The sequence below is a fragment of the Bacillus sp. ISL-18 genome (assembly GCF_018613415.1).
Lineage (GTDB): Bacteria > Bacillota > Bacilli > Bacillales > Cytobacillaceae > Neobacillus.
On sequence record NZ_JAGGQG010000014.1, the window covers coordinates 214585 to 241541 of the forward strand.

Here is a 26957-nt window from a genome sequence, read left to right on the forward strand (position 1 = left end):
GTTTTTGTTGGATGAAAGAGGAGGATGTTGAGCTTGAAGATTCAGGATGCGGTAAGAATTAATCGAGGGGAATTCCCACTATCTACATCTGAAAGGGTATCGAGTCAATCACCATCATTCCAAAAAATTATGAATACCTATTCAAAAGAAATTACCCAAGACCATCTGAGTCGACTTTTGGAAGATATCGATCAGCAAGGTCAAAAATTAAGTGAAACACCGACATTTCGTGAACTCCAAAAATACAAGGAATTGGTCAAGAAATTCATGGGAGAGGCATCGAAAAATGGGGTAGCCCTTTATCAATCAGAGTCATGGGATTTGTATGGGGGCAATAAAACACTCAAAACTGTGCGGGTGATTGATCAAAAAATGATTGAATTAACAGACCAGGTCCTCAATCAGCAAAAAGAGGGTTTATCGATTCTTGAGCGGATTGGTGAAATGAAAGGCTTATTAATAAATCTCTACACATGATAGATAAGGGGTCATAAGGAATGAAGCTTTATTTAAAATCGCTACTCATTATTGGCATCATTACGGTGATTGGGGTCGGGGGATATTTCGTTTGGCAGTACCTGCAAACACCAAAAGAAGCCGTTGCCAAAGAAGCGCCAACAGCAGAAGAATTACTCGCGAGATCATTCGATACGGAAGAAATCACCACCAACTTTAAGGATGGCGGATTTATTAAATCGAAATTCAAAATTGTCACCACCACAAAAGATCAGGCCGAAGAATTGAACAAACTAGGATTTCAAGTGGAAAGTACTATTATTCAGTATATTAATGAAATCAATAAGGACTCGGTCAATCAGCCAGATGGGATCATGGCTTTTGAAGACAACATAAAGACGGAGCTTAACAAAGAGCTTCACCACAACTATATTACTCGTGTATATATTATTGAAAAAATCGTACAATAATCGACCAGATTGAATCAGGAAAGGAGATTTGTCATGTTAAGAGGAATTTATTCGGCTGCATCAGGGATGTTTTCACTAGAACGAAAGCAAGAAACACTAGCAGATAATTTAGCGAACGCGCAAACACCGGGATATAAGAAGGATGACACCATGCTAAGGGCGTTTCCTAAATTGTTAATGCAGAGAATACAAGACTTTCAAGGAACGGCTCCCGAGGGAGTTAACGTCCCGGGGGCAAGAGTGGGAATCGGTGAACTAGTAAATGGTGTTTATGCCCAAGAGCGAATTCCGAGTTTTACCCAAGGGCCGCTTGTACAAACGGATAATCCCCTGGATGTGGCGATTTCTGACCAGGAAATCCCATCACAGACCATTAATGGACGCCAAGTAAAACCGGCCGCTTTCTTCGCCGTTCAACTGGCGGATGGGACGGTTGGCTACACAAGAAATGGCAAATGGGACTTAGATGAAAATGGCAATGTAGTAACTTCAGAGGGATATCGCATATTAGGAGCGAATCATCAGCCAATCAAACTGACGGATAGCTTAAAGAAAGAAGAACTGCTTATTAATCAAGAAGGTCAAATTATCGCTTATCCAAGTGATGCCACTAAAACGAAGGTTGTGGGCGAAATCGGGATTGCTGTGGCCAATAATCCATATGACCTGCGGAGGGCTGGCGGGAATGTTTATACGGCAAATAATCCGCTCACATTTGTACAAGACCCGGGCAGCGCCAATCCTGGGGTTTCTTTGCAGCAGGGTTATGTAGAACAATCCAATGTGGACACTGGGCAGACCATGTCGGATATGATGCTGGCGGTACGGGGCTATGAAGCCAATCAAAAGGTACTTGGTGCCTATGATCAATCTCTTGAGCAACTAAACTCTGTTGGAAAAATAAATGGCTAATAGAATGGTAGAATAGGAGAAACCAATCTTGAATACGTCACTGTATATATCTTCAAGCGCTTTAATAGCGTATCAACAAAAAATAGATACTTCTGCAAACAATATTGCCAATGTGAATACACCTGGTTTTAAACGGAGAGAACAAAGTTTTACAGAAATACTAGCCTCGCAAATCAATAATCAAACTCGGACAAGTCAGGAAATAGGACGTCTTACGCCTGCTGGTATTCGTGTTGGCTATGGAACTCGTACAGGGTTAACACAGCTTGATACGGCGCAAGGACAAGCGCAAGAAACAGGCAATCCCTTTGATTTAATGATTTCAGGGAATGGATTTTTCCAGGTAGGATATCCTACGGGCCAAGGTACGGCAGCAGAGATTAGGTATACACGTGATGGCAGTTTTCATTTAAGCCCTGACCCTGACCAATCCGGTAAGTATCACTTGGTCAATGCAAATGGCGGTTATTTGTTAGACCAAAATGGTCAACCAATTCAGCTCGATGGGCAGAATGAAGTGAGTATTAATTCTAATGGACAGATTCAATTACGTAATAAAAATGGTCAAGGGGCTGCGTTTTTATCTGGACAGCAAGTGGGGATTGTTGATATTCAAAATCCACATGTTTTACAGAACATGGGGAATAATGAATTTACTATTAACCCCACTGCATTATCGAATGGAGCCGGTGCAGCAAACTATGTAAGAATGATGGCACCGGGCGAGGTACAGCTTTCATCCGGTTATTTGGAGGGCTCCAATGTAGATTTATCAGAAGAAATGACGGATTTAATGACAACGCAGCGTGGCTTTCAATTGAATGCCAGAGCAGTTTCGTATGCTGACCAGATGATGGGGATTGCGAATAGTATAATGAAGTAAATTGGTAAGAGACGTAGCGTTACGTCTCTTTTTGTTTTATTAGGGTAAAAATCGACTAAACTTTTTCTGTTTATAGTCGATAAAACGCAATAAGGCACTTTACGACTTTTGAAGGGATATCCTTCTATGATGAAAATGAAGGGGGATTGCATATTATGGCAAGTGTTAATCTGACCACTCACGTATCCGGATTAGCGTCAGGAATGGATACGGAAAGTATTGTAAGTGGTTTAATGAAAGCAAATAGAGTACCGCTAGTCAAGCTTCAGCAGGCGAAACAAATCAATACCTGGAAAACGGATGCTTACCGCGAAATCAATACAAAAATAGCGAGCTTTCGGGATGCGATGCAGGATTTGAGACTCGAGGGAACATTTAATGCCCAAAAAGTAACCTCTAGCAGTTCAAGTGTTGATGTTTCAATGGCTGGTACATCAACTTTGAAAAACTTTTCGATAACAGAAGCAACGCAAGCAAAACCTGCTATGGGAGGTTTAGTGAGTTTTGGTACGACACTAAATGGGACCGACCCTATTTTTTCAAAAGACCAAACACCAAGTGATATAGAATTTAAATTAAACGGTTATACAGTAAAAATACCGAGCAGTAGTACATATGATCAAGCGATTGCTGCAATTAACTCGATGAGTACTTCTACAAATGTAAAAGCTGCAAATGTCGGTGGGTCGTTGGTTCTTAGTACCACCGGAACAGGGAAAGACAATTCCATTACGATATCTGGCTATACAGGTAATGCTTCATTATTAAATATCAAAGAGGGTACCACAACTACCACGCCAAAAACGTTATCTGATGGAACTAGTACCACTAGCGTTTCACTTTTTGACCAAGGAACATTTACGGACGGTTTAGATGCTGTACCAGGCTCGGTTGTGATCAATGGTACTAAAATTAATATCTCAACTAATACTTTTACCTTTGATGGGGTTCAAATTAATTTAAAGGCAAATATAACCAATACCGATCCGGTCGCCATCAACACCGTTTCGGATACAGATAAAGTTTTCGATAAAATTAAGACGTTTGTCGATAAATACAATGAGCTAATCACGGATTTAAATAGCAAATTATCAGAAACAAAGTACCACGACTATCCGCCGTTAACCGATGACCAAAAGAAAGATATGAAGGATGAGGATATCAAGCTTTGGGAAGATAAAGCAAAGAGTGGTCTTTTAGCCAATGACCCTACCATTAGACAATTCTTAACACAGATTCGGTCAAGTCTAAGCGAAGCGGTTGGCGGGGCTAACTCATCATTTGACTCTCTAGCGGAAATTGGTATTACAACAAGTACCTACTACAAAGATAATGGTAAGTTGACTCTGGATGAGGCCAAGCTTAAATCATTATTAAATAGTAACTTGGCCGATGTCCAAGCATTGTTTTCTAAGAAGTATGATACAAAAATTGCTTCAGATACAACTGTTACAAGTACAACAAAATACAAGAATAGTGGCTTTGGAGTTCGGCTTTATGATCGTATTAATGACAGTTTATCAAAATTAACAACAATTGCAGGAACAGCGGGGACTATTTCTTTAACCAGTAATCTAGCGAAAGAGGCAACCTCACTCAATGAGAGAATATCATCAATGCAAGATCGGTTGGATACTCAAGAACAAAGCTTATGGACAAAGTTTAATGCAATGGAGAGTGCACTGCAAAAGCTGAATACTCAAAGTTCTTGGTTAACACAACAACTGGGATAGTAAATTTATATAAAATAATTTGTAAAAAACGAACCATTACCCTGCTGTCAATGGTTTGTTTTTTTATGTAATCTAAAAAAAAATCCCTAAACATATTTATCTTCTCTTCCGATAATCCATATTAGAGCTAGTAATTTAGAGGCTTTTGAGACTTATTTAAATTCCTTTTTAATTATTCTAAACAAAATCTTTGGTCTTCCGATAATAAACATACCAAGTTATTAAAATAGCTGCGAAATCTAAAAATTATGCGTCTTAATTCATAATTACATACTAAACTAATCTTCTGATGGACCGATAAAGGAAATAACGAAGAGTGGATGATAATTAAGATAATTCTTTGGATTACTTGGGTATTACTTGGTACAAAAATGGAGGATGGCACATGTTGATTGTAGGTAGAGAGATTGGACAATCTGTGATAATTGATAGTGACATAAAAGTTACCCTTCTTCAAATTGGAACAAAGCCCAAACTCGCTATTAATGCAACAACTTCCACTCGAAAATCTCGAGTAAAACAGAGTAGCTACAAATTAGAGAAGATTAATAATAAAGACCGACAAATTGGAGAGACCTTGCTAATAGGTGACAATGTAGAAATTGCCCTTATCCAAACACGGTCAGGTTTATTGAGATTCGCCATTAATGCCCCAAAGGAAATTAGTATCTTTCGTGAAGAAATTTATGAAAGCACAAAACCTTGGTAGGTAGTTAATAAAAATAGAATATTGTAATAAAGGCTTAATTCTTTTGGTAATAACCCTATGTGGGTTCATTATATATAAATTCTCGCGGGGGGAAATTTCCGCAAAAAATTATTATATTTTAAGGAGGAAGTATTTATGCAAATTAATCACAATATCACAGCACTTAACACTCTAAGTAAGTTGAACAGTGCTTCAAATGCACAATCTAAATCAATGGAAAAATTATCATCTGGTCTTCGCATTAATAGTGCTGCAGATGATGCGGCTGGTCTAGCAATCTCAGAAAAAATGCGCGGTCAAATCCGTGGTTTGGATATGGCTTCAAAAAATGCACAGGATGCAACATCTTTGATTCAAACTGCAGAAGGTGCATTAAATGAAACTCATGATATTTTACAACGTCAACGTGAGTTGGCTACTCAAGCAGCAAATGATACAAACACAGACCAGGACAGAAAAAGTATTCAAGATGAAATGGATCAATTAGGTAAAGAGATCGACCGTATTGCAAGTACAACTCAATTCAATACAAAGAATTTATTAGACGGTTCAATGGATAAAACTACTGTTTCACAAGCAAATATTCAAGGTAATAGTGCGCTTAAAGCAGGTGCATCTACTCCAGTAGCATTAACAACTAAATTAGATGCGTTAACTGACAAAGATGGAAATAATTTGGGTATCCAATTAGGAGATACTATAGAAGTATCTTATGTAAAAAATGGTCAAACGGTAACCAATACATTTACAAATTCTGATGGTGCAGCTACACCAGCATCTTTAACTGTTGCTCAATTGGAAACAACAGACGGTGGTTCAACTGATGATACTAACTTTGCTCTTACAGTTGATGCAAAGGGTAGTTTAAATGCAACTGCATCAAATCTTGGTGAAGCTGGTGCCATTCATGGTTTAACTATCACAGTTAAAGATGCCAGTGGTAATGTTAGAACTGGAGCAACGAACGCCCTTTCTAGTTTTTCTGAGACACAACAAGCAACTGACGTACACTCCGATGGTTCAGCAACATTCCAAATCGGTGCTAATACTGGCCAAAACATTAACTTGGCAATTAAAGATATGGGGGCATCAGCTTTAGGAGTAAAAGATCTTAAAGTAGGCAACCAAGGTCAAGCAGATGTAGCAGTAAAAGTTATTGACGAAGCAATCCAAAAGGTTTCGGCTGAACGTTCAAAACTAGGTGCTACTCAAAACCGTTTAGAACATACAATTAACAACCTAAACACATCTTCTGAAAACCTAACTGCTGCGGAATCTCGTATCCGTGACGTAGATTATGCTTTAGCTGCCTAATCAGTAACAAGCACAGTCGTCCTAGCTGGTAACGGCTAGAGATCATTATCGGGTGAATTGCTGGAAACCCCTTAGAACTTTTCTTACCACAACGTAGTTGGAAACGACAAGCGTGATGGTTTGAAAAAAGAAAAGATTGGGCAATCAGCAGCCAAGCTCCTGTCTCGAAAGAGTGGAGAAGGTTCAACGACTAGGATAGACCATCTAAGGCGCAAGCTATGATGATGAAATCCATAGGTGAAACAATGATCATCAGCATTGTGAATCCGAAGTGCCCGGCCCCTACTAGAATGCTAGAGGGTGAAGATATAGTCTAGTCATTTATGAAAATAAATGTTCGCACGATGGCGAAAGAAATGATGAACCAAACTAAGAACTCGATTCTTTCTCAAGCAGCACAAGCAATGCTGGCGCAAGCAAATCAGCAACCACAAGGAGTTCTACAACTTCTTCGCTAATAGACTTAAAAGAGGCTTTGCTTTTACCAAAGCCTCTTTAAACTCTTTAATTGATAATTTATTTTCTCTTTTTTCTATAAAGCAATACTTTCAAAAAACCTATCACAACTACATATTGTTGCAATACGATTTGCACAGCTTGTTGAAGCCTCAACAAGCCTTTTTTTATTTTAAAAGAAATAATCCACAAAATATCCGTTAAACTCCTCTAGAACTCTTCCGATAAATAAAGTAGAAGCAAAGCGGGAGTTTAAGCTGGATCATTCACACATAACTCGAGGGTCTAGTAAAACAACCAACAAGAAATCAGGGGGTACAGCATGAAAAAGGAGAGAAGTACGAACACAAGGTTCAAGTGGAACAGCGCCAAAACCAAATTGATTGCAGGGATGGTGGCAGTGGCATTAGTTCCAATGATTGCAATAACCTTAATATCCAACGTGATCACGAAAAACGATTTAACCGCTGAGGTATCGCAATCGACGAAACAAGCCACTATACAGGCAAGTAAAAGCTTAGATTACAAAATGCAAGGTGTGGCGAATCAATTAAGTTTATTGTCTCATAATATTAATTTTACAGAATTTTATCAAAATCCAAACAACGCCACCTACGGATTCTTTTTATTAGAAGGCACCCAGAAAACGAGTAAAGAGTATTCAAATGTTTATTTTGCATCTTCAAAAAAAGAAATGATATTAGCCCCTAAGCAAGAGCTTCCAGCGGGTTACGACCCAACTGGGCGGGATTGGTACAAGGGTGCCATCGCGAAAGATGGAGCGGTTTATTATAGCCCTGCCTATCAGGATGCTATTTCAAAACAAATCATCATCACTGTTGCTCAAGCTGTTAAGGACAAGAACGGTGCATCTGTCGGTGTTGCTGCAATAGATTTAGATGTCACGAGCTTTTCCAACGAACTTAAGGACATTAAAATTGGCAAGAACGGGTATATGACTGTTATCGGTCCAGATGGTAATTATATTGCTCACCCAGATAAAAGTTTATTAGGAGAAAGTGCGAAGGATCTTGCGCTATGGAAGGACGTATCTCAGAAAACTGAGGGCTATAGCGAGTATACCTTTAAAGGATCAGACAAATTTTCGGCGTTTACAACCAATCAAAAAACAGGCTGGAAGTTTGTTTCTACATTAGAAAAGTCGGAGATCACATCTGGCGCAAACCATATTAAGACCATGGGCTGGATCTTAACAGCTATCTTTGCACTGATATCTGCTCTTGTGGCATACCTTATTGGGAAAAGTATTTCTAACAATATTAATTCCGTAAAAGGTGCCCTTGAAGCGGCCTCAGCAGGGGACTTTACCGGCAGAGTATCAGTAAAAACAAACGATGAATTTAAGGAACTGGAACAAAGCTTTAATCATACGATGGAAGAGCTGACTTCATCACTTCAAACAGTGGAAGGAACATCAAAAGCTGTTTTAGAAACCTCTGCAAACTTATCTAACATGACAAGAGAAACGACAGCTGCTTTATCAGAAGTCGCCTTAGCGATCGGTGAAATCGCCCAAGGGGCAAATCTGCAAGCAAAAAATATCAATGTAAGTTCTGGACAGATGAGAGCATTGTCCGAGCAATTGGATGAAATCTCACATGCCACTAACGATATGAACAATGCTTCCAAACTTTCGATGGAATTGAGCAACAAAGGCTTAACCCAAGTAGAGTTATTAACGGATAAATCAGCAGAAACAAAAACATCAACCACAGAAGTGGCAACAATTGTCAATGAGGTTGATGTACGAATGGAAGAAATAAACGCCATCATTGAGGTTATTGCCAAAATTACGGACCAAACAAACCTACTCTCACTCAATGCTTCCATTGAATCCGCTCGGGCAGGGGAACATGGACGAGGGTTTGCAGTTGTTGCGAATGAAGTCCGAAATTTAGCAGAACAATCAAAAGCTTCTGCGGTTGAAATAAAACGAATTGTTGAAAGTATTAAGTCCGTTGTTAAAAAAGCTGTCCAAGCAATGGAACAAACCAATCAGGCCGTATCGGCACAGGATGTGGCAGTGACTGAAACGAGAGCGATTTTCACTGACATTTTATCAGCTATTCATAATTTGGCCGAAAAGGTAGAAGAAGTTCAGGGAACGATTAGACAGAGTCAATCCAATAAAGAGGCAGTTAGCCAAGAGATGGATAGTATCTCGAGCGTTTCCGAACAGACCGCTGCTGCTACGGATGAAGTCTCGGCGTCTGCAGAACAAATTTCAGCAACCATGCAATCGTTCACCATCCATGCAAATGGTCTAAAAGAGCTATCAGAACAACTCGAAAATGAACTGAAGAAGTTTAAATTATAATAATGGGAAGAGGAGCTTGTCGACGCTCCTCTTTTTCAAATAGTTAAGGTGGTGCCTTAATGCCTATCCCGCAAATTAGCATCACGCAGACCAATGCTTTAATTGGCCTGCGGACTACACAGCCTGTACAGGAAATAGAGCAGCCTGCGGCAGAACTATCCATAAAACAAACACCAGCTGCAATGACGATTGACCGCAAGCCATCAGAGATGATCATCGATCAAGAAGAGGCTTGGAATCAGCTTGGATTCAAACCTATTAGTGTGTTAACGAGGGATATAGCTGAATTTTCGCAACAAGAAGCCTTAGAGGCTATTGCTGAAACGGCCCAGGAAGGTGATCAACTGGCTAGTATCGAGCATAAGGGGGATGCCATCGTGTCAATTGCAGAAGAAAAAGGCAACCCTCCTCCTGCTGATTTTACCATTGCCTTTATTCCGAGCTATGGGTCCGTTCATATTCAGTATAACCCCGCAGAGATTCAAATAGATTGGAAGTTAGGTGGAGCTGAAGTAGAGGCCAAGGTGAATAAGCCTGTCCACCACTATACTCCTGGAAAAACAGAAGTCTATATGAGGCAGATGCAGTCACTTAAAATTGATTTTGTCGGTGGAAATGTGAATAGGGAATCTTAAGTTACTAACGAAAATATGAAGGTTATAAAAAATTTAGATTTTGATGATGAAGAATGGTTTTTTTGCTATAATCATAGAGGTTTAAAAGTTGCTGAAAAGGCGGATTTCATACTACCATACAGAAAACAGTATTTTGTCCTTTGGTATAAAATACTGTTTTCTTTTTTCACAAGGGCCCTAAACTTTTATCGAATAAGGCCGATAATAACTAAAAAGGGAATAGGAGGAACAATCCATGCGTATCGATGAATCGAAATATCGTTATATTTCCTACCAAAATCAACAGAACCAATCGAAAGTAACAGAACTGCCAAAGAAAACTTCGGCATCAGTAGAGGTTAAAATATCATCACGCGGCCGTGAAATGTCACAAGCAATGATGTCTGAACAAGCGCAGCGTCAACAGCGAGTTCAAGAACTGAAACAGCAAATCGCAAATGGAACCTACAAAGTAGATAGCAGTAAAGTAGCAGATAAAATGCTTGATTTCTGGAACAAAAATGAAGAGTAAAGGGGTTAGAACATGCAAGCCCTGAACCAGCTAATCGAAACACTGGAAATGATGATCGGTGCACACAGTCGATTACTCCAAATAGCCAAAGAAAAAAGAGCGACTCTCGTGGAAGGGAATATTCAGGGGCTTCAAACCCTTGTCTATCGAGAAAGTTCTTGCGCTGATGAAATTCAAAAACTAGAACAAAAAAGAAAAGAGATTGTTCAAGAATATATGGAAAACAAAGGCTGCTCTAGCCATTTATATACAATAGAAGAAGTATTAAACACGGTAATCGACCAGGCTTTAGAGATAAAAATAAACCTGATTTCCAAACAATTACGTGACCTTGTTTATGAAATAACCCATATAAATGAAAGTAATCAACAATTAATTCAAACATCATTATCCTATGTTCAATTTGCCATGGGAATTCTTATTCCTAAAGAACAAGCCATTGGCTATGGACCAAAGGCAGCAAAACGATATTCCAGTTTATTAGATGCAAAAATATAACGGATAGGAGGGAAAAGGTTGACTTCCACATTTCATGGTTTAGAGCTAGGAAAAAGAGCTTTGTATGCACAACAAGCAGCGCTATCAACCACTGGTCAAAACATTGCCAATGCCAATACAGCCGGGTATACACGTCAACGTGCGGAAATGCAGGCAACAAATGCCCTTCCGGCTCCAGGAATGAATAACGGTACATCTCCTGCTCAATTAGGAACAGGGGTAGAAGTAAATAAGCTCGTTCGATTAAGAGAAGATTATTTGGATGTTCAATATCGTGGAGAAAACAAAAATCTGGGATACTGGGAAGCTAAAAGTGATACTTTATCCAAAGTAGAAGAGATTATGAATGAACCATCTGACACCGGTTTAGCTAATTCGATGGATGAATTCTGGAATGCTTGGCAGGAGCTGGCGAAAAATCCAGACAGTTCAGCAGTTCGGGCGGTGTTAAGGCAGCGCGGGGTAGCGCTCGCTGATACATTTAATCAATTTGCTAATTCGTTAGACCAAATGCAAACTGACCTCAAAAATGTGATTGAAACGAAAACGAGTGAAATCAACTCATTGGCAACACAGGTCGCCAGCCTCAATGACCAAATCTCTCGGATTGTACCAAATAATTACCAGCCTAATGATTTATACGATCAACGAGATTTGCTGCTAGATCAACTTTCTAAACTGGTTGATGTGAAAGTAAGCGCCCCTTCAGCAACGGGAATGGTGAATGTTTCGGTTGGCGGGGAACTGTTAGTTTCAGGCCAAAAAGCCGATAAGTTAACCATTGGCTATAGTTCAACAGCAGATGGAACAGAGACGGTAACAAACGTCCAAATCGGTGATAAAACGATTAAATTAGAATCCGGTGAATTACTAGGAAGACTGGAATCGTTTGGGGTCGATGGAAAAGGGACGCTGCCTGATTATAAAAATAAACTAAATCAATTAGTGGCAGGATTTGTTAATGCTGTTAATACAGTTCACAATAATGGGCAAAATTTGGTTGTGACGAATGGCGGGGTAGTAACCCAATCAGCTCAGGGTGTTGACTTTTTTACAGGAACGACTGCAAAGGATATCCAAGTAAATGCAGCGATTATGAACTCTCTTGATTTGATTGCTGCTGCAAAAGAGGAAGCGAATGGGACATCCTCTACAGGCAATGGACAAAACGCTCAGGAAATGGCGGATTTAAAGTCGAAACCCCTTCCAGGAATGACCTCTACAGCGGCTGATTTCTATAGCAATATGATTGGTCAGCTCGGAATTGACTCACAGCAAGCAAGCAGGATGCAGGAAAACTCGGAAGTGATCATTAATCAAGTCGAAAATCGCCGCCAGTCTGTATCGGGTGTTTCATTGGATGAAGAAATGGCCAATATGATTAAATATCAGCAAGCATACAATGCAGCAGCACGTGTCGTGAATGTCATGGATGAATGTTTAGATAAAATTATTAACGGTATGGGCCGGGCCGGATTATAGGAGGAGGGAGTAAGATGAGCACACGAATCACACAAAATATGTTGAACTCAAATATGATGTTTAACCTGCAGCGAAGCAATAAAGCGATGGATAAATATCAAACCCAACTTTCCTCTGGAAAAAAAATTAATAAACCTTCGGATGACCCGGTAACGGCTGTCCGGGGAATGACCTACCGTTCAGCGCTAAACCAGATCGATCAATATAAGCGAAATACAGATGATGGGACCTCTTGGATGACGACAACGGATGAAGCAATGGATCAAGTTACCCAGGTTCTACAACGAGTAAGAGAACTAACTGTTCAAGGGGAAAATGGTACGAATGATGCAAGTGCTCGGACAGCCATTGCCGAAGAACTTGACCAATTAAAAGAGCATCTTGGTGAAATTGCCAACTCACAAATAGCTGGAAGATACATCTTTGCCGGAACAGCTGTAAAGACGCCGCCATATGACGCAGAAACAAAACAGTTTACCAATTCAAATAATCAGAAACTCGAGTTGCAGGTAGGTCAAAACAATAATGTTCAAATAAATGTTCTTGGGACAGATGTCTTTAACTATCAGGGGGACGGGAGCCAAGGAATCTTTAAATTACTGGATCAACTCGTATCAGAATTTCGTTCTACTAAACCATCGACTTCTGGTAGTTTAGATAAATTAGATAGCCAAATCGATAATATACTGAAAGAACGAGCCGAATTAGGAGCAAGAATGAACAGGATGGAATTAAGTGCCTCGAGGATTGATGGACTAGAGGTTTCAACCACTTCTTTACTCTCACAAGAAGAGGATGCTGACATTTCTGTGGTTATTACCAATTTAAAGTCACAGGAAAATGTCCAAAAGGCCGCCCTATCGGTAGGAGCAAGAATAATCCAGCCAACATTAATGGACTTTTTAAGGTAAATAGACATGAAATTCATAGTAAAAAGCACAGCTATCTATGTAACTAGTCAGATGACGGCCTTTTAAGGAACCGTACGGCTAGTGTTATAAAAGTCAAAAAAACGAGTGGAAAAGTGATGAAAAATAAACACCCTGTTGGGTCGGAGTTTCATAACTTCTTTTGGAAATTATACTTTCGTAATTTTATACTGGTAATCTTAATTGTAACGATCGCTTTCTTAACCATACAAAGCAGTCTTATACAATTAACAAAAGCATCGTACCAATCCGTTATTGCTGCGAGCTTTGATTCCTTTTATCATTGGATATGGCAGTCCACCTATTGGATTTTACCCATACTGTTTTTATTCCTTTATTTTTATACCTATCGAAATATGCAACCGATTAAGTTTTTTTTTGAACCCGTTAATTCCGCCACAGTGGGGAAATACGAGCATATACTTGATTCAAAAACGAATGCTGTAATAGGCCGTCTTGCAACTGATTTTAATAAAGTGATCGATAATATCCGTAATCAAAAAAAAACAATCCTAAATATGGATTGTCTCGTAAAAGAACAACAATTAATCTTGAGTCAATTACTCGATCAAAGCCATAATCTGATTTTTATACGAAATCGGCACGGGGAATTTACGCTTGTAAATAAAGCATTTGCTGACGCACATCATGATACAATCGAAAATATTCAAAATCTTACGGTTTTTGATTTATATGATGTAAAAACCGCTTGGGAGTACTTTGATAGCGACAAAACTGTGATGAATCAGCAGCAGGAACAGATTTTCTCAGATTGTCTGATGCTTGATAAGGATGGGAAGCGCCGTTGGTTTCAATTGTCGAAAATACCGATTGTTTCTTCTGATGGTGAATGTGAGCTTGTTCTTGGAGTATCAACAGAAATAACCGATAAAGTACTAAAGGAACAGGCAATTGAATATCATGCTAATCACGATTTCTTGACGAAGCTGCCCAACAGGATGTATTTCCAAAAACAAATGGATCTAGATATGAATAGTGTGGAGATCAAAACGGCATCACTGCTGTTTTTAGATTTAGATGGTTTCAAAACGATTAATGACAGTTTAGGACATGCAGTGGGGGATGAACTGATTAGAGAGGTGGCTGAGCTGCTAAAACGCAATATTCTAAGACCAGCTGTTCTTTCAAGGATGGGCGGGGATGAGTTTGCGATTTGGATGCCCCATGCTACATTATTTCAAGCAGTGGATTTAGCGCAAAAGATTCTTGCAATTCTGGAAAGGCCGATTGTGTTGGCGACTCATGAACTGCATGTGACAGCAAGTATTGGAATTAGTTTTTTTCCGGAAGACGGTGTAAATGTTAAAACGTTATTAAGTCATGCAGATAATGCGATGTATGGAGCAAAAAGTAAGGGGAAAAACACCTATGAAATTTTCACTCCGGAAATGAGTGTTAAGTCGCAGGAACGCTTAGAAATAGAAAGTCTTCTCCGTAAAGCCCTTGATAAGAATGAGTTATATTTAGTCTATCAGCCCAAATTGGATATAAAGCAGGATAAAATTACAGGAGTGGAAGCATTACTACGCTGGAATAACCCAAAACTAGGCAATGTACCGCCTGATAAGTTTATCCCCATTGCAGAAGAGTCTGGACTTATTATTCCAATTGGTAAATGGGTCTTACAAGAGGCATGCAAACAAAATAAATATTGGCAAAAAGCGAAAGGTTTATATGTTCAGATGGCTGTGAACCTATCAACCAAGCAGTTTCAATATGACGGTCTTTTATTCGACATCAACCAAATACTACGAGAAACTGAATTGAAACCCAAATGGTTGGAATTAGAGATCACTGAATCTATCATTATGGAAAATTTAGAAATTGTGATGTCGGTATTGGATGAGATAAAAAATATGGGTATAACTCTGTCCATAGATGATTTTGGAACAGGTTATTCCTCTCTGAGTTATTTAAAAAAGTTACCGGTTGAGACCTTAAAAATTGATAAGTCGTTTATCAATGATATAACCGTTAAGGACGAAGATCGTGCGATTACCAAGGCGATTATTGCAATGGGAAAAAGCCTGAATATGACCGTAATTGCAGAGGGTGTAGAAACAAATGAGCAAATGGAGTTCTTAGCGGAGCATGGTTGTCATCAGGCTCAAGGCTATTTAATTGGCAGACCCTTAAATATGGAAAATATTGAAGTCTTATTGCATGATAATCTAGTAGAGTTATAATTTTACACTTCAAACAAGCTTTATAGAGAGAGATTCTCTTATATAGAAATAGAAAAGAAGGTGCTTTGGCAAGATGTTTCCTAAGATAAATCAAAATATCTTCTTAAACGTTCCAAATGAAGACCAATCCTATCGTTCCATCGTAGCTGAAATAGATGAGAATGAGATTTTGATTGGCTTTCCAGTGGAGGCAGATTTAATTGGATTTTTGCCGGACGGAACAGAATTAGAGATAACTTATATTACATCTGGTAGTCTTTATCGTTTTCATACGAAAATTGTTGGTCGTAAAAATGACACGATTCGCCTGTATCGGGTCATCAAACCTAGTAATGATAGGATTAAAAAAGTTCAGCGGCGTGATAATTTCCGAGTGTATACCAATTTAAAACTGAACCTAAATGACCTGGAGTTAACGACGATTAATATTAGTGCAGGTGGAGCTTTGTTTGCTTCTAATACAGACGTATCCTTTACCAAAGGGGAAGGGGTCTCCGGGACTTTATTTGTTCCCAACGTTCAAAGCAAAGTTACGGAGGCTATTGCTTTTAAAGGCCAAGTGAAACGAATCGACCCAACTGAACATGATAATATAAAAAACATTGCAATTGAGTTTACCCACGTTAATCAACGTGACCAATCAAAAATAGTCCAATATTGTTTTGAACGACAGCGTCAAATGCGATAAATATGAAAATAAAACCCTCTTTAAAAAGGAGGGTTTTATTTGAACAAATTCCAATAATTTGTAGGTAAAATTAACCAAAGGGTTTACAAAAAAATACAAATTTCATATAATAGACTTAGATAAGTTTAGTTTGAAAAATATAGCCCTTCTTTTTTATATTTATTTTTTTATTCTTTTTGATTGTACCCTCAAAAAAAAATCTTTAAAACGAATAGTGTAGTATAAAAGCATCTTTTATTAATCAAAATCCCTAATAAAAAATTATTATATTAGAATAAAAAAGCTGCACATTTCAAATATAAGGAGGTATTTTCATGAGTTTAAAAAAGGCGCTCTTTGAGGTAAAGGAGAAGATTACGAATCAAGCGGTTGGATCGGAAGAAACTTTCATTCATGACCTTGAAGTTACAAATAACTTAAAGCCTGGAACATTAGTCTGGTACTTTAATAACTTAATGATGGTCAGCATTTCAAGTTTAGAACATGGAAATTCTTCCGCTGATGATGCAAAAAAGGTAAATCGTAAATGGACTAAGACCGAAATTGAGTTCATGTTCCACTATATTAAAGAGCGGCAAGAAGAAGGTGCCCTTAATATTACGGAAATACTAGAGGAAGTGGCACAGCTATTAAATCGTGGATATCAATCGGTTAATTACAAATATTATAACCTTATTAAGGCGAAGGATAAGAAAGCCGTAAACCAAAACAGCTATTCTTTTAAAACAATTAACTATGATGAGGTTCCTGTAATAGCCACTGAAGTAGCAACGGAGCATCCAAAAGCTGTTGTTCCTGTATCTAAACCTTCTCGAAATAGGACTGAGGATCAAGAGGGAAGCGAGGATTTACTTGACAGCCTGTCTGGTCTAATTTCAAATGCCCAACAGCTGCCTGGTTTAAACTTAAACAGCCTTATTGGCAGTTTGCACCAATTATCCAACATGGCACTTGGAAATCAAGATGCAATGCAAGAAATCGAAACTTTCAAGTCAGAAATCTCTCATGAAAAAGAGGCATTAAGAGAATCATTACGACTTAAAGAGCAACAATTATGTCTGGAAAAGGAACGCAATGATAGATTGCAGCTGGAGTTAGCGAAGCTGGCAAAAGAAATACAGGCATTTAACAAATTAGGTGATGCCGCGAAGATTCAAAATCTAAAATCTTATAACAAGCGGCTTAATTATATTATTGATGAATTTGGAATGGTTCAAAACGTCAGCGGCTAAGTTAAGGAAAGGGGTATTCCTAATGGGAGTATCCCTTTTTTTTATTGGGCTATGTTAAAGGTTATTGTTGATTTTTTAGCCTGTTGATTGGAGCGGAAGGCGGCGAAGACTCCTGCGGGAGTACGGGGCCGGGGAGACCCCGCAGGCGCAAGCGCCGAGGAGGCTCCCCGGCACGCCCGCGGAAAGCGAAGCCGCCTGGAGCGGAAATCAACAATCAAGATTAACACAGCCATTTATTAAAATGACCGTAAACTTATGGTTGATTCTGCCGATAAAGATTAATAAAAAGAATGGAGGGCGTATATGAAAATACCTAATATCCCTTCGGTCCAAGCCTACAACGGAAATGATCAACGGCAAAAGAGTGAAGCGACTAATAAAGACGCTGAGCAACAACCACAATCTGAAAAGGATTTAATAGAAGCAGTTGAGCAGCTGAATAGCATTGCTGCAGAGCAATCCCAACACTTTTTAAAGTTTACCTATCATAAGGAGGCCGAACAGTATTATGTTAAAGTTATTGATTCCAAAACAGATCAGGTTATCCGAGAGATTCCTTCAAAAGAAATATTAGATTACTTTTCCGAGATGAAAAAATTTATAGGAATTCTTTTTGACCAAAGTATATAATGAGAAAGGAATGATATCAAAATGATCAAGAACCCCTATCAAACTTATCAAAAACAAGCAGTGACTACAGCAAAACCCGAGGATTTAACATTGATGCTCTATCAAGGAATAATCAAATTTATTCGATTAAGCAAACTCGCCCTGCAAAATAATAAGGTAGAAGAGTCTCATAGCTATAATATTAGAGCGCAAGATATAATAACGGAACTAATGGTAACACTGAAACCAGGAAACGCTATTTCTGATTCGTTGCTGCCGATTTATGATTATATGAAATATCAGCTTATTCAGGCTAATTTACATAAAAATGTTGAGATCTTAGAGGATGTTGAAGGACATGCTGTAGAATTAGCAGAAACTTGGGGAACAGCTATGAAAAAAGTGAAAACAGGTAACTAAAGAACAATGGATGAATTGATTGAAACTATATACCAACTGACTGTAGACATGGGACCATTGTTACAAAAGGAGGATGTAGAGGGTTTTCTTGATTTATTATCAAAGCGAAGTGTCTTAATGAGTAAGGTGGATTCTTCAAAAGAGAAACAACCTGAATACCAATATTCGCTTCAAGAGAAAAAACTGCTAGAAGAGATCCTTAGGTTAGACCAAAGTTATACTCCGGTATTAATGGAAAGAATGGCAGTCACGCAAACACTTCTTAAACAAGCGAAAAAGATTAAAGCTGTCTCTAAAAAGTATCATCCTTTTATAACACAAACAAGTGGAGCATTTATAGATTCAAATAAGTAGATTTGAAAATGATAAAAAAGTGCGTGAGTACACATGTTTTTATGGGGGTCGATTTTCCTTTTTGCGTGGGTCCGTAGTATTTTTTCGGTTATGTAAAACTAATAATTATTTACAATATAATTACGTGAAAAAAGAAGGGATTATATTTTTGCATGTGCAGTCAGGCCTACTTTTTAGTTCTAACAGCACAAGAGAAAGTTACTATATATTAAGAAGTGGCAGAGAGGAAGAAACTGATGGACCAGCAACATGTGTTATATGCTAAACGTCTGACTGGTGGGATATTTGATTTTATGGAATACAAGAAAAAAAAGCCATTCTTTCCTAAACCATTCAAATTAAGGCTGGGAAGCCCAATGAATGAAACGTTTTATATGACAAAAAATATTGTCTATATGGAAAAGCAAATTCTCATTTTAAGCAAGGAACCAGAATCTGAAGACAAGATCCTTGTGGAGGCAAAAATTGAAAACGGGCAATTAGTCCAGGTAATTAAGCTTGCGGATGAGTACTTGGAAGGGCTAAGTAATGTATTAAGAGATATTATTTAATTAAATTAATATCTTACTATATTTTGAAGGGTTTAAATTAGAAAAGAGTTTAAAATTTATATAGATAGCAAAGTGCGTTGAACACAGATTATTGCGTGGTCACGCATTTTTTATGCGATTTAACTACGTGTCAAAAAAGTGAACTAAACCAACATAGAAAGGAATCAAGTCATGAAGATCGATGATAATTGGTTTACCAATACGATGTTAGCAAATATACTATCCCACAATAAAAATTTCCAATCACAGACGAGTTCATCTAATATAATAAATCAAAATCCGTTTGCGAAGATTTTTACTGAGCTGTTAACCGAGCTGGGAGCAGATAGTTCAGAACAGACTCAGGCTCCGTCGATTGTCCCAAACTTGTTAAGTACAATCGACTATTTAGATAATAGTCAAAATCATGTTAGTTCGCAGAATACGGAAATCACATCTGCTGGGTCGCTCCGGTTTCAGTCAAGGAGTACCGAACTTCTCAATCAAGGATTAAAAGGGGCATTAGCAGGCAAGGGCGAAACGTTGCTTCGTGCCGGAAAGCTATATAACCTTGATCCTGCATTGCTGACAGCGATAGCAAAACACGAGTCGGGTAATGGGGAATCCAGGGCTGCTAATGTCAAAAATAATATAGCTGGTATGATGGGCAGTAACGGGTTGAAATCATATGCTTCCGTTGATGATAGTATTATGGATATGGCACGAAATATAAGTAAAAATTATCTGGGGCAGGGGTTGTCAAGCATTACTGAAATTGGTGCAAAGTACGCTCCGATTGGTGCATCAAACGACCCGACAGGCTTAAACAACCACTGGGTAAACGGAGTAACAAAGTATTTTAATCAATTAACCCTAAAGGATGCTCCATACTCTAGCAATATAAAAGTTTAAAAAAAGAAAAAGGATAGTAGGAATAAAAATAAGAAACCGTACATATAATCTACCCATTTCTCATTTTCCTCGAAAAAGAGTCATTTTTTAACTCCAACGATGTTATGGTCACCAAATGGTGATCATTATTTTTTTCTGCAAAAAAAGTACACCGCTTTCTTTGGAATAAAAGGTAGGAAGAATGTCATATTTTTTGTTTCCATCTTCTGTTAATCAAAAAAAATGGTAGATTTGTATTAGATTTTTTTGTATATTGATGAAAGAAAACAAATTTTTTACAAAAATATATCAAAATATATCAAAAATTACAGTAGTAGGAGAGAGTTAGCTTGACCAATATTAATCTTTTAAATCGGGCTCTAGATGCTTCTAGTTTACGACAGCAAGTGATTTCTAATAATTTAGCAAACGCAGAAACTCCTGGATATAAAGCGAAACAAGTTGTCTTTGAAGACATCCTAAAACAGCATTTAGCTAATCAAACAAATTTTGTTGGTACTCGAACAAATCCAAGGCATATTGTAATTGGTCAACCGACCGATGGGATAACGGCCAAGATGGTCGAGAATACGGATACCGTCATGCAAAATAACGGAAACAACGTCGATCCGGATGCTGAGATGACGGAAATGGGAAAAAACGCACTTTGGTACTATACGCTTACTGAACAGCTTAACAGTGAGTTTCAACAGTTATCTATTGCCATTAAAGGAAGGAGTTAATTTAGGTGTTTGATTCATTGAATATAAGTGCATCTGCATTAACTGCGCAAAGGTTACGGATGGATGTAACCTCCTCCAATATTGCCAATGCTCAGACGACTAGAGGAACCTTTGTGGATGGTAAATGGGAGCCATATCGAAGAAAGATGGTAGTAATGGAGCCTCGTGAGAAATTTAATCAAATTCTACAAGGGGAATTACAAAAACAATCTACCCTCCAAGGAGTAAGGGTAACAGGTATTGTGGAGGATCAAACCCCATTTAAAACAGTTTATGATCCGTCCAATCCAGATGCTGATGCAGACGGTAATGTGAAAATGCCAAATGTTGACCTGTCTAAAGAAATGGTAGATTTACTCGCAGCATCAAGGTCCTATGAAGCAAATGTCACAGCGTTTAATACGGGCAAATCAATGATGTTAAAAGCATTGGAACTGGGTCAATAGGAGGAAGTTAGATGAACATTTCAGGAATTAATACTGATTCAATCAAAATTAGTCAAAATCCATTTCAAAAAGTAGCGACAACTCAAACAAAGGGAACATCATTTGCAAATGTCTTGAAAGGATACATAGAGAATGTCAATACAACCGTTAAGCAATCGGAGGAAATCGGAACAAAGGCTGCTGCGGGTGAAATTGACAACGTTCATGATGTAACGATTGCGGCCCAGAAGGCAAAGTTAGCACTGGAAATGACCGTTACCGTAAGAGATAAAGCAGTCGAAGCTTATCAAGAAATGATGCGGATGCAATTTTAGTATGATCAATAGAAAGCTGGGCAGGGTGAGAGATGAAACGATCATGGAAAGATCAACTGCAACAATCAGGAGAACAGTTCAAAAACTACTGGAAGGCCAGAAGCTTGAAACAAAAGGGGACGTTCATCGGAACATTCTTGTTTCTTGTCATTGCTTTAGCTACTTTTATTTTGATAGCTTCGCGACCAGAATATGTTCCTTTATATACAGGCCAATTAACCCAGCGGGAAATTGGTGACATTAAAGCACAATTGGACAAACAGGGCTTTACAGACTATAAGCTATCAGAAACAGGAACGATGATCTCCGTTCCACGTAAGGATGCACCTGATTTATTAGTCAGTCTTGCTTCTGCGGGTTTTCCAAAGGATAACAGTATAAACTACGATGTTTTTAGTCAGAATCTTCAATTTGGTGCGACAGATCGACAGTATAACGTTCTTGAAAAAGAAGCTATGCAGAACCAAGTGGCTGAGGTTCTCAAACAAGTTGATGGAATAAAGAATGCAGAAGTTATTCTAACATTGCCAAAAGATAGTGTGTTTATCCGCGAGGAGGATCAACAAAAGGCAACTGCCTCTGTGATGGTAGAGGTGGAGCCAGGGGTGGAGTTAAAATCCCAACAAACCCAAGCTCTTTATACATTAGTTTCGCACAGTGTACCCAATCTGCCTGTTGAGAACATCACGATTATGAACCAGTACAGTGAAACGCTTGCACCTGCGGATGTAGCAAATGAAGATGGAGCTCTTGATAAATATGATCAACAGCGAAAGATTCAGAAAAATATTGAGCAGGACATCCAACAAAGTCTGCACAATCTCCTCGGAACCGTCCTTGGAACCGATAAAGTATATGTTCAAACCTTTGTAAAAATGAATTTTGATAAAGTCAAAACAGAGGAAAATCTCGTTAAACCAACGGATGGAAAAAACAGTGGGATTCCCATTAGTTCAGAAGAAAGTTCCAAAACCTATACCGGTAAAGGCTCAAATACTGGTGGTGTAGTTGGTACCGGATCAACAGATGTGCCTAGCTACGTTGGGTCAAGCTCAGGTGGGGACAGTACTTACGACGAATCAAATAAAAGTGTTAATTATGAAGTAAACCGTATCAATAACGAAATTTTAAAAAGTCCCTATCAACTAGACGATATCACGATTAACGTCGGTGTGGAGTCTGATTCCGGCACAGGGAAATTACCTCAAGCAACACAAGATAGTATTCGTAACATTGTTTCGAATACGGTTCGGACTGCACTTGGCCATCCACAGATGACACAACAGGAGATTGATCAGCGCATTACGATCTTCCCGCATTCGTTTGCAAATAATACAACGGTATCTGCGAGCCAAGCAGCACAGAAAAATTGGTTATATATCGGTGCAGCAGCGGCAGCTCTGCTATTACTCCTTGGTGGTTTAACCTGGTGGTTTGTACGTCGCAGAAAACAGAATCAAATGGACCTAGAAGAAGAGGAAGAAACAATCATGTTTACCCCGCCTATAAAAGAAGAAGATTACTTTGCTAATCAAGATATGGGGGTAGAGAGTCAACTCAAGAAATTACTTGAGCAGCGACCTGAGGATTTTTCAAATATTATTCGAACATGGCTAAACGAAGAGGAGGCGTAATTTCTCATGGCTCAAGCAAAATTGACTGGAAAACAAAAAGCGGCAATCCTGCTCATTGCAATGGGAAAGGATGCTTCCTCAAAGGTATTTAATCATCTGCCTGAAGAGGAAATTGATCAGCTGACTTTGGCAATAGCAAACGTTCATAAAGTGGACAGCCAAGAAAAGGAAGAGGTTCTACAGGAGTTTCATGAAATGTGCATCGCCCAGGATTATTTGGCGATGGGTGGCATTGACTATGCCCAAGATGTATTGGAGTCAGCATTAGGGAAGGACCGGGCAAAAGAGATTATTGAACGCTTGACATCGCAATTGCAGGTGAAACCATTTGATTTTGCTCGCCGAGTCGATGCTATGCAAATTTATCACTTTTTACAAAATGAGCATCCACAGACCATTGCCTTAGTGTTAGCTCATTTAGAATCTAACCAAGCATCAACTATTCTTTCATCGCTTCCCGTGGAACTTCAGGCAGACGTAGCCCGGAGAATTGCTACATTAGAACAAACGTCACCCGATGTGATTAAAGAAGTAGAACTTATTCTAGAACAAAAGCTTGCCGCGACCATCCGTCAGGATTACAGCATCGTCGGCGGTATAGATGCTATTGTCAATATTTTAAACGGTGTCGATCGTGGTACGGAAAAGAGCATCTTAGAGAATCTTGGTCTGAAGGACATCGCCTTAGTCGATGAAATTAAGAAGCGGATGTTTATTTTTGAAGACATTATTAATCTTGATCGCCGTGCGATCCAGCGTGTTATCCAGGAAGTGGACAACCAAGATTTACTGCTATCCTTAAAAGCAGCAAGTGCAGAAGTTAAAAAGGTGATTCTGCAAAATATGTCGACGCGTATGGCCGAAACATTTGAGGAAGATATGCAGTACCTTGGCCCAGTTAGAGTGAAGGATGTCGAGGAAGCTCAAGGTAGAATTGTTTCTGTCATCCGCCGCTTAGAGGATTCAGGTGAAGTAGTGATTGCCCGAGGTGGATCAGATGATTTCCTACTCTAAAGTATTTAAGGCTTCACAATTATCGATTTCAGATGAAGTGAAAATAATAAAACAACCATTTGTTCCTAAGTTGGTAGAAATAAAAACGAACGCTGAAGGAGTGCAAGTGGATCTTGATAAGAGTACCATCGACACTCCGTATTTGTTACACGAAGCAGAAAAAAAGGCACAGGAAATAATCGCTCAGGCTGAGGAAACCATCCGGTTACGAGAACAAGAAACGGAAGAAAAAATGGCCGTATGGTGGCAGGAAAATGAGATAAAGCTATCGGAATTGTCCCAGCAGGCGAACGAGCAAGGCTATCAGGATGGTTATTCTATCGGGCAGGCTGAAGCACGCGAACAGATCGAGCAAGAATATCGTCATAAATTGGAACAAATTCAAGAGATATTAGAGAATGCCTACCAGCAGAAAGAAGCAATTATTGCTGAAGCGGAGCCGTTTTTACTAGAGTTAAGCACGGTGATTGCAGCGCAAATTGTGAAACAAGAATTAGAGACCCATCCTGATAAGTTTCTTGAGTTGATTCGCCAACATATATTGCGTTTTAAAGAAAAGGAGTTTATTACAGTTTGTGTACATCCGGATGATTTTGAATTTATCCAGAATGAACGAAACCACCTTGTTGCAGTGGTTAATGGTGAAACCGAGATTAAAATCATCACAGATCATTCAGTCTCTCCTAAAGGATGTATAATCCGTACCGCATACGGAAGTATTGATGCCCGGATAGACACACAAATTGATGAAGTTAAAAAGGCCATTTTAGAGGCACGAAGGGAGCCGGAAAGTGATTTTATCAGCTGATAACTATGTTAAGCTTATCCGTAATATTGACCCGGTTCGGGTCAACGGAAAAATCACACAAATTATTGGCCTGACCATTGAATCTCAGGGACCTGATGTTAGGATTGGTGAGCTCTGCGAAATTTATCCGTCCCAGTCGCAAACGCCTATTCAAGCGGAGGTTGTCGGAATCCGTGAAAATAAGGTGCTTTTAATGCCTTTAGGTGAGGTACGGTCTATTGGCCCCGGCTGTGATGTGGTTGCTAGTGGAAAGCCAATGATGGTCAAAGCCGGAAACCAGTTATTAGGCAGGATTATCGATGGTCTCGGAAATCCAATGGATGGAAAGCCACTACCGTTCGGTTTAGAAGAAGTCCCTACCCATGCAATGCCGCCCAATCCACTTAGCCGCCCGCGAATTCATTCTCCTCTCAGCGTCGGTGTAAGAACCATTGATGGATTATTAACGATGGGGAAAGGGCAACGAGTTGGTATTTTTGCCGGCAGTGGTGTTGGAAAGAGTACATTGCTCGGGATGATCTCAAGAAATACCACGGCAGATGTGAATGTGATTGCCTTAATTGGTGAACGTGGGCGGGAAGTACTCGATTTTATTGAGCAAAACTTAGGAGAAGAAGGCTTGAAAAAATCAGTCGTCATTGTTGCTACGTCTGATCAGCCTGCACTTATCCGGATTAAAGGGGCGTTAACAGCAACATCCATTGCCGAATACTTCCGTGACCAAGGAAAGAACGTACTCCTTGTAATGGATTCGGTTACTCGTTTTGCCATGGCTCAGCGGGAAATTGGTCTGGCAATTGGTGAACCGCCAACGACGAAAGGATATACGCCATCTGTTTTTGCGATGCTGCCGCAATTACTAGAGCGGGCCGGGACAGGACCAAAGGGGTCCATTTCGGCAATTTATACGGTTTTAGTAGACGGTGATGATATGAATGAACCGATTGCCGATGCCGTCAGGGGGATTCTGGATGGACATATTGTCTTGAATCGGGCCATTGGCGGAAAAGGGATCTTTCCCGCTATTGATGTATTAAACAGTGCCAGTCGGGTCATGACAGAGATTACATCAAATGAACATTTAGCCGCTGCCAGTCAATTCAAGAAGTTAATGGCAGCTTACAAAGATGCCGAGGATTTAATTAATATTGGAGCCTATAAAAAAGGGTCAAATCGGACAATCGACTTAGCAGTTCGTCTCAAAGCCCAAATGGATCAGTTTCTGCGTCAGGGCATTTATGAACCTTCACAGCTGGAGGAAACCCAAGCCTTTTTAATTTCACAATTTGGAGCGATGATGTGATGACTTTTAAATTTTCCTTTCAAAAAGTTTTAGATGTCAAAGAAAAGGAACAGGAAGCGGCCATGCAAGAATACGGCACGATTAAACTCAAACAGATGGAATTACAGGAACAAGTAGAAAACCTTGAGCTTGAAAAGGATAAAGTATTTGATCAGTATAATCATGTTCATCGAAAAATTATTTCAGAAATTCTTGAGTTTCAAGAGGAAATTGACCATGTTAATCGGCAATTGAAATATCTCGCAAATCAAAAACAACAGGTTCATCAAATAGCCGAACAAAAACAGCAAATTTTGATTGATAAATCAAAAGAAGCAAAGATGTGGAATCAATGGAAATCAAAATCAAAAGACGCCTGGAAGAAGCAGCTTGAACAAAAAGAACAAGCTATGCTCGATGAAATGGCTATTTTAAGGTATTCGCGAAGGGGATAAGGAG

At 39.1% G+C, this 26957-nt stretch carries 29 protein-coding genes and 2 pseudogenes; all 31 read left to right on the forward strand.

Features of this window, described 5'->3' with window-relative positions:
- Nucleotides 1–33 precede the first annotated feature (33 nt).
- The 31 genes and pseudogenes from J7E81_RS21630 (at nt 34) to fliJ (ending at nt 26953) form a co-directional block, all read left to right on the forward strand.
- Nucleotides 34–477, forward strand: a complete 444-nt coding sequence (locus J7E81_RS21630; RefSeq protein ID WP_215045516.1) for a YaaR family protein — start codon at nt 34–36, stop codon at nt 475–477.
- Nucleotides 478–497: 20 nt separating this feature from the next.
- Nucleotides 498–926 carry a flagellar basal body-associated FliL family protein gene (locus J7E81_RS21635; protein ID WP_215045517.1) on the forward strand — a complete coding sequence of 143 codons (429 nt, stop codon included), beginning with the start codon at nt 498–500 and terminating at the stop codon, nt 924–926.
- Nucleotides 927–959: 33 nt separating this feature from the next.
- Nucleotides 960–1838, forward strand: coding sequence for a flagellar hook-basal body protein (locus J7E81_RS21640; RefSeq protein WP_215045518.1), 879 nt, complete (start codon nt 960–962; stop codon nt 1836–1838).
- 28 nt (nt 1839–1866) lie between these two features.
- Entirely contained in the window at nt 1867–2721 is an 855-nt protein-coding gene (locus tag J7E81_RS21645; RefSeq protein ID WP_215045519.1) for a flagellar hook-basal body protein, read from the forward strand.
- A gap of 155 nt (nt 2722–2876) precedes the next feature.
- The gene (fliD, locus tag J7E81_RS21650; RefSeq protein ID WP_215045520.1) at nt 2877–4454 is read left to right on the forward strand and encodes a flagellar filament capping protein FliD; all 1578 of its coding nucleotides are present in this window, start codon (nt 2877–2879) and stop codon (nt 4452–4454) included.
- Nucleotides 4455–4839: 385 nt separating this feature from the next.
- On the forward strand, nt 4840–5163 hold the full coding sequence (locus J7E81_RS21655) for a carbon storage regulator (protein ID WP_215045521.1): 324 nt from the start codon (nt 4840–4842) through the stop codon (nt 5161–5163).
- 135 nt (nt 5164–5298) lie between these two features.
- Nucleotides 5299–6477, forward strand: coding sequence for a flagellin N-terminal helical domain-containing protein (locus tag J7E81_RS21660; protein ID WP_215045522.1), 1179 nt, complete (start codon nt 5299–5301; stop codon nt 6475–6477).
- A 344-nt stretch (nt 6478–6821) separates the two neighbouring features.
- Nucleotides 6822–6935, forward strand: a pseudogene (locus tag J7E81_RS21665) (flagellin); the annotation flags it as partial.
- 413 nt (nt 6936–7348) lie between these two features.
- A pseudogene (locus J7E81_RS31385) lies at nt 7349–8329 on the forward strand (HAMP domain-containing protein); the annotation flags it as partial.
- A gap of 78 nt (nt 8330–8407) precedes the next feature.
- On the forward strand, nt 8408–9271 hold the full coding sequence (locus J7E81_RS31390; protein WP_374104080.1) for a methyl-accepting chemotaxis protein: 864 nt from the start codon (nt 8408–8410) through the stop codon (nt 9269–9271).
- 59 nt (nt 9272–9330) lie between these two features.
- Nucleotides 9331–9906, forward strand: a complete 576-nt coding sequence (locus tag J7E81_RS21675; RefSeq protein WP_215045524.1) for a DUF6470 family protein — start codon at nt 9331–9333, stop codon at nt 9904–9906.
- Between the two features lie 235 nt (nt 9907–10141).
- Nucleotides 10142–10417: a flagellar biosynthesis anti-sigma factor FlgM gene (flgM, locus tag J7E81_RS21680; RefSeq protein WP_215045525.1), complete on the forward strand. Its 276-nt coding sequence runs from the start codon at nt 10142–10144 to the stop codon at nt 10415–10417.
- Nucleotides 10418–10429: 12 nt separating this feature from the next.
- On the forward strand, nt 10430–10915 hold the full coding sequence (locus J7E81_RS21685) for a flagellar protein FlgN (RefSeq protein WP_215045526.1): 486 nt from the start codon (nt 10430–10432) through the stop codon (nt 10913–10915).
- 18 nt (nt 10916–10933) lie between these two features.
- Nucleotides 10934–12397 carry a flagellar hook-associated protein FlgK gene (gene flgK / locus J7E81_RS21690; protein ID WP_215045527.1) on the forward strand — a complete coding sequence of 488 codons (1464 nt, stop codon included), beginning with the start codon at nt 10934–10936 and terminating at the stop codon, nt 12395–12397.
- Nucleotides 12398–12411: 14 nt separating this feature from the next.
- Entirely contained in the window at nt 12412–13308 is an 897-nt protein-coding gene (gene flgL / locus J7E81_RS21695; RefSeq protein ID WP_215045528.1) for a flagellar hook-associated protein FlgL, read from the forward strand.
- 116 nt (nt 13309–13424) lie between these two features.
- Nucleotides 13425–15533 carry a sensor domain-containing protein gene (locus tag J7E81_RS21700; protein WP_215045529.1) on the forward strand — a complete coding sequence of 703 codons (2109 nt, stop codon included), beginning with the start codon at nt 13425–13427 and terminating at the stop codon, nt 15531–15533.
- Nucleotides 15534–15606: 73 nt separating this feature from the next.
- Nucleotides 15607–16221: a flagellar brake protein gene (locus tag J7E81_RS21705; protein ID WP_215045530.1), complete on the forward strand. Its 615-nt coding sequence runs from the start codon at nt 15607–15609 to the stop codon at nt 16219–16221.
- Between the two features lie 314 nt (nt 16222–16535).
- Nucleotides 16536–17453: a hypothetical protein gene (locus tag J7E81_RS21710; protein ID WP_215045531.1), complete on the forward strand. Its 918-nt coding sequence runs from the start codon at nt 16536–16538 to the stop codon at nt 17451–17453.
- Nucleotides 17454–17756: 303 nt separating this feature from the next.
- Nucleotides 17757–18083 carry a flagellar protein FlaG gene (locus J7E81_RS21715; protein WP_215045532.1) on the forward strand — a complete coding sequence of 109 codons (327 nt, stop codon included), beginning with the start codon at nt 17757–17759 and terminating at the stop codon, nt 18081–18083.
- A 21-nt stretch (nt 18084–18104) separates the two neighbouring features.
- Nucleotides 18105–18482 (forward strand): flagellar export chaperone FliS, encoded by a 378-nt coding sequence (fliS, locus tag J7E81_RS21720; protein WP_215045533.1) that lies wholly within the window; start codon nt 18105–18107, stop codon nt 18480–18482.
- 6 nt (nt 18483–18488) lie between these two features.
- On the forward strand, nt 18489–18836 hold the full coding sequence (locus J7E81_RS21725) for a flagellar protein FliT (protein WP_215045534.1): 348 nt from the start codon (nt 18489–18491) through the stop codon (nt 18834–18836).
- Nucleotides 18837–19072: 236 nt separating this feature from the next.
- Nucleotides 19073–19387 carry a hypothetical protein gene (locus J7E81_RS21730; protein WP_215045535.1) on the forward strand — a complete coding sequence of 105 codons (315 nt, stop codon included), beginning with the start codon at nt 19073–19075 and terminating at the stop codon, nt 19385–19387.
- Between the two features lie 171 nt (nt 19388–19558).
- Nucleotides 19559–20278, forward strand: coding sequence for a glucosaminidase domain-containing protein (locus tag J7E81_RS21735; RefSeq protein ID WP_215045536.1), 720 nt, complete (start codon nt 19559–19561; stop codon nt 20276–20278).
- A gap of 329 nt (nt 20279–20607) precedes the next feature.
- A complete protein-coding gene (gene flgB, locus J7E81_RS21740; RefSeq protein ID WP_215045537.1) occupies nt 20608–21000 on the forward strand; it encodes a flagellar basal body rod protein FlgB in 393 nt (130 codons plus the stop codon).
- A gap of 5 nt (nt 21001–21005) precedes the next feature.
- The gene (gene flgC / locus J7E81_RS21745) at nt 21006–21446 is read left to right on the forward strand and encodes a flagellar basal body rod protein FlgC (protein WP_215045538.1); all 441 of its coding nucleotides are present in this window, start codon (nt 21006–21008) and stop codon (nt 21444–21446) included.
- A gap of 11 nt (nt 21447–21457) precedes the next feature.
- Nucleotides 21458–21760, forward strand: coding sequence for a flagellar hook-basal body complex protein FliE (fliE, locus tag J7E81_RS21750; RefSeq protein ID WP_215045539.1), 303 nt, complete (start codon nt 21458–21460; stop codon nt 21758–21760).
- 32 nt (nt 21761–21792) lie between these two features.
- Nucleotides 21793–23394, forward strand: coding sequence for a flagellar basal-body MS-ring/collar protein FliF (fliF, locus tag J7E81_RS21755; RefSeq protein ID WP_215045540.1), 1602 nt, complete (start codon nt 21793–21795; stop codon nt 23392–23394).
- A gap of 6 nt (nt 23395–23400) precedes the next feature.
- The gene (gene fliG, locus J7E81_RS21760) at nt 23401–24408 is read left to right on the forward strand and encodes a flagellar motor switch protein FliG (protein ID WP_215045541.1); all 1008 of its coding nucleotides are present in this window, start codon (nt 23401–23403) and stop codon (nt 24406–24408) included.
- Nucleotides 24392–25216, forward strand: coding sequence for a FliH/SctL family protein (locus J7E81_RS21765; RefSeq protein WP_215045542.1), 825 nt, complete (start codon nt 24392–24394; stop codon nt 25214–25216). Before fliG ends, J7E81_RS21765 begins: the two co-directional genes overlap by 17 nt.
- Nucleotides 25200–26519: a flagellar protein export ATPase FliI gene (gene fliI, locus J7E81_RS21770; protein ID WP_215045543.1), complete on the forward strand. Its 1320-nt coding sequence runs from the start codon at nt 25200–25202 to the stop codon at nt 26517–26519. Before J7E81_RS21765 ends, fliI begins: the two co-directional genes overlap by 17 nt.
- Entirely contained in the window at nt 26519–26953 is a 435-nt protein-coding gene (gene fliJ, locus J7E81_RS21775; RefSeq protein WP_215045544.1) for a flagellar export protein FliJ, read from the forward strand. Before fliI ends, fliJ begins: the two co-directional genes overlap by 1 nt.
- Nucleotides 26954–26957: the final 4 nt, after the last annotated feature.